Source organism: Longimicrobium sp. (assembly GCF_036554565.1).
GTDB lineage: Bacteria > Gemmatimonadota > Gemmatimonadetes > Longimicrobiales > Longimicrobiaceae > Longimicrobium.
The window spans coordinates 1-3,800 of the sequence record NZ_DATBNB010000568.1; the positions used below are offsets into that span (position 1 = coordinate 1).

Below are 3,800 nucleotides of genomic sequence, written 5' to 3' on the forward strand. Positions count from 1 at the left end.
AAGATCTCGGGGATCAAGAAGGCGTTCGGCGACAAGGAGGTGCTCCCCGGCGTGAACCTGCTGGTGAACAAGGGCGACCGCCTGGTGATCATGGGGCCCAACGGCATCGGCAAGTCTACCCTGCTCAAGATCGTGATGGGCGACCTGCCTCCCGACGAGGGCCAGGTGGAGTGGGGGTACGAGGCGCACCGCGGCTACTTTGCGCAGGACCACCACGAGCAGCTGGACGGCGACGAGCAGACGGCCGAGCAGTGGCTGTGGAACTACTGCCCCGGCAAGGACCGCGGCTTCGTGCGCGGCCACCTGGGGATGATGCTGTTCTCGGGCGACGACGGCGAAAAGCGCCTTTCCGCGCTTTCCGGCGGCGAGGCGGCGCGGCTGGTGTTCAGCCGGCTGGCGCTGGAGCAGCCCAACGTGCTGGTGCTCGACGAGCCCACGAACCACCTGGACCTGGAGTCCATCGAGGCGCTGGTGGCGGCCCTGCAGGGGTACGAGGGCACGCTGATCCTGGTGTCGCACGACCGCTGGTTCGTCAGCCAGCTGGCCACGCGGGTGGTGGAGATCAGCCCCAAGGGCATCCGCGATTACCTGGGCACCTACCAGGAATACGTGCACGCCTGCGGCGACGACCACCTGGACGCCGACACGGTCGTCCTCAAGGCCAGGCGCGAGGACAAGAAGGGCGGCAAGGCGGGCCGGCGCGAGCTGGTGGAGGCCTGAGGGCCGTCCTTCCAGGATCCGCGGCCGACGAACGGACCCGGCCGGGATTGCTCCCGGCCGGGTCCGTTGCTTTTCTGCGATCGGGGGCTACAGCCGACGCAGCCGCCTACGGTTCCGGGGTAGCGTCCGGCGTGCCGGGCCCGCGGGAGCAGAATCCCATCGGAGCTGGCCGCGTTCGGCGTTGCCCTCGTCCGCATCCGCGCCCCCATCGCCTCCTCCCGCGTCACCTCCGCCGGCGTCACCGCCCCCAGCGTCACCTCCGCCAGCGTTGCCTCCTCCCCCGTTGCCCCCGCCAGCGTTGCCGCCGCTGTTTCCGCCCGAGCCGCCGTTACCAGCGGCGTTCGTGTTTCCGCTCGTGGCCGTGGTTCCGCTCGTGTCGGCCGCGGCGCCGTCGTCTGGGCTGGTGAGCCAGGGCAGCCTCCATTCGCTGAAGAACGCAGCCCCCACCAACACACTGGCGACGTTGATCCCCAGCGCCCAGGTCACCACGGCCAGGTAGTCGGTCAGCAGGTCCGCGCCGAAGGTGGGGTTGTCGCCCCAGGTCTCCTTCAGGCCGATCAGCGCGAGCACGACAGCCACCATGAGCGTGACCACCGTAGCGTAGGTGAACCAGCGGCTGTGCGCCGCCCCCACGGTACGCTGGAACCGCCGGGGAATCAGCTCGCCCCAATCCGTTTCCACGTAGCCGTTGTCCAGCTGAAGCCTCTCGGGTTCGGCACCACCGCCGGTATCGTCCGTGACCGCCCCCCCTGTCTCCTGTGCGACGCGATCCCGAAGCTCTCCTACCTTCGCGGCGGCGTCCGCGGGCGCCAACCCGTTCCACTCGGCGCGGACGGCCTTGAGGGCGGCGACCAGTTCCGGCTTGGGCGGCGTTGCGGCCGTCGCGGCGGCGATCTCCTTGTCCAGCACTGCCGTGAAGCTGGTGTACAGCACCGCCGCGGCCTTCCGCACCTCGGATTCTTTCCGGTAGGCCCGCGAAGTCAGCGGCGCTTCCCCGGAGAGGGCCCGGGTGGGAGCGTCATTGTACGCTTTTTTCGCTTCGCCCAGGAGGGTGTCGGGGTGCCGCGTGGCGGGGACGTCGGACCCGGGATCGGGGGCGTACGGCGTGAGCTGGGCGATCGTCTGCTGGTCTGCGGTGAGTCCCGCGATCCAGTTCTCGCGTCCGTCGTTCCACGCCAGCCACAGGTTGTCGGCCTTGTCCATCGCATCCTGCGCTTCCGCGACGCCGGTGCTTCCGCGGGGCTGTAGTGCCGTGGCGGCAAGGGTCAGGTGCGACGAGAATTCCTGCCGGAACGGGCGCGCCACGCCGTTGGCGTTCGCGAGCTCCGGGTCCTCCACGATCGTAGCTTGGGCCCGGCCCAGCCGCATCCAGGCGTGGTCGCGGTCCAGGTCACGGTCGCGGTACCGGCGAAGGAGGTAGACGGCAGACAGGCCCACGAACAGGATGAGCATCGCCCACCACGGGCCGTGCTTCACCGCGAGGCTGACGGGGATCAGAACCGCCGAGTACCTGGCGCTGTCCGGCCGCGCCAGGACGTAGCCATCGTAGCGGCCCGCGCGAACGTCCCGAAGCTGGATGGTCCACGGCGCGGGAGTGCCGTCGCGGGGGACCGTGATGGTCGGCAGGCTGTCCCACGCCGCGGCGGACAGCTGGCGTCCATGCACCGTGTCGACCAGTGTCAGGCCGTGCAGGCGCAGCTGCATGGGTGCCGCGGAGCGTGCAACCGCAGGCGCCGCCGGGGGAGCCGGATCGGCGGCTCCCGCGGCCGCGGCGGCTCCGGCGGACTCCGTGGGTGCGGCTGCGGTGGCCGGGGCGTGCGTCGGCAGCCAGAATGCTCCGTGCAGCTGCGGGTTTCCACGCGTCCCCCTGGCCGTGATGCGCGTGGCGGGATTGCCGGGATACGCGTGCAGAGCATCGGCGGCGGGGGTGATGCGGATTCCGGACGGTGTGGAATCCGCCTCGGTCTCTTCACCCTCCGCGGCGCCTTCGTCCGCCGCGTCGCCCTCGCCTTCGTCTCCTTCCCCCTCGCCGCCTGCACCTTCGGCTTCCCCCTCACCTTCGCCCTCATCCTCACCTTCACCCCCACTAGCGCCTTCGCCCTCCCCGTCCTGCCCCTCGCCGCCCTCTTCCTCAGCGCCGTCGTCCGAACCGGACGACGCGGCCTGGGAGGCGGCCGGGCGCTGCTCCTGGCCGGCCCAGGGAAGGTCGTCTGCACCGAGCGCGGCGACGGCCAGCGCCACCGCGGCGATGGCGATGGCCAGCAGGTTTCCCCCGGCGGGAACGTTTCTGTTGTTCATGTGGGATGCCGAAAGGTGAGGACCACGCTTGCCGAGGCGGCGGGCGTGGAGGAGGGAAGGGGGGCGGGCTCGTCGCTGCCCACGTCGGCGTCGGCGTCGAACGCGGCGGCGGACTCCGGCGCGGGCGAAGCGGACACCTCGACAGAACCGGCCGCCGTGCCGTTGGGCACGGCGTCGGCGCGCGCCTCCACGGTGTACCGCCCCGCGGCGGGAACCGCGATCGAGAACCGCCCTTCGCCGTCGGTGACGGCGGCGATGTCGGGAACGGGGACGGGCGCGCCCGTGATCACCACGCGCGCGTCCCCCACGGGAGCGCCGTCCGGGCCCAGCACCTGGCCCCGGACCACGCCGCCCGGCCCGCTCACGTCTTCCACGACTGGATGCGCTTGAACACGTCGGCGTTGATGCGCGTGCCGGAGTTGCTGGTGATGGTGCCGGACGTGCCGTACGCGTGGATGGCCACCGCGATCCGCTTGTCGCCGTCGACCACGTAGACGGGCGCGCCGCTCTGGCCGCCGTACGTGTCGACGTTGTAGAACACCTGCCGCGGCGAGAGCCGCGCCGGGTTCTTGACGTCGAACCACAGCGTCTGCCGCTCGTTGCCGTTCTTGTCGCCCGGGTATCCCGCCACGTTCAGGTTCAGCGGGCGCAGCTTGGCATCGGAATACGCCCCGATGCCGAACATCCCCACCTTTTCGCCCGTCACCGCGGAGTCTTCGGGAAGCACGATGGCGGCGTAGTCCGATCCGGGGTCGCCGTTCTTCACCCAACCCGCCACCGAG

At 70.9% G+C, this 3,800-nt stretch carries 4 protein-coding genes; 1 reads left to right on the top strand and 3 read right to left on the bottom strand.

All coding sequences use genetic code 11. The features are described 5' to 3' along the window. Positions 1–720: ATP-binding cassette domain-containing protein (locus tag VIB55_RS15560; protein ID WP_331877578.1), on the top strand; the 720-nt coding region annotated here is incomplete at its 5' end. Positions 721–807: 87 nt separating this feature from the next. On the opposite strand, the gene VIB55_RS15565 is transcribed toward VIB55_RS15560, so the two are convergent. The 3 genes from VIB55_RS15565 to VIB55_RS15575 form a co-directional block, all read right to left on the bottom strand. Further along, the gene (locus VIB55_RS15565; protein WP_331877579.1) at positions 808–3,018 is read right to left on the bottom strand and encodes a hypothetical protein; all 2,211 of its coding nucleotides are present in this window, start codon (positions 3,016–3,018) and stop codon (positions 808–810) included. Continuing rightward, entirely contained in the window at positions 3,015–3,392 is a 378-nt protein-coding gene (locus tag VIB55_RS15570; protein WP_331877580.1) for a carboxypeptidase-like regulatory domain-containing protein, read from the bottom strand. Before VIB55_RS15570 ends, VIB55_RS15565 begins: the two co-directional genes overlap by 4 nt. Beyond that, the coding region (locus VIB55_RS15575) for a trypsin-like serine peptidase (RefSeq protein ID WP_414681740.1) at positions 3,380–3,800 on the bottom strand (421 nt) is incomplete at its 5' end. The genes VIB55_RS15570 and VIB55_RS15575, both read right to left, overlap by 13 nt.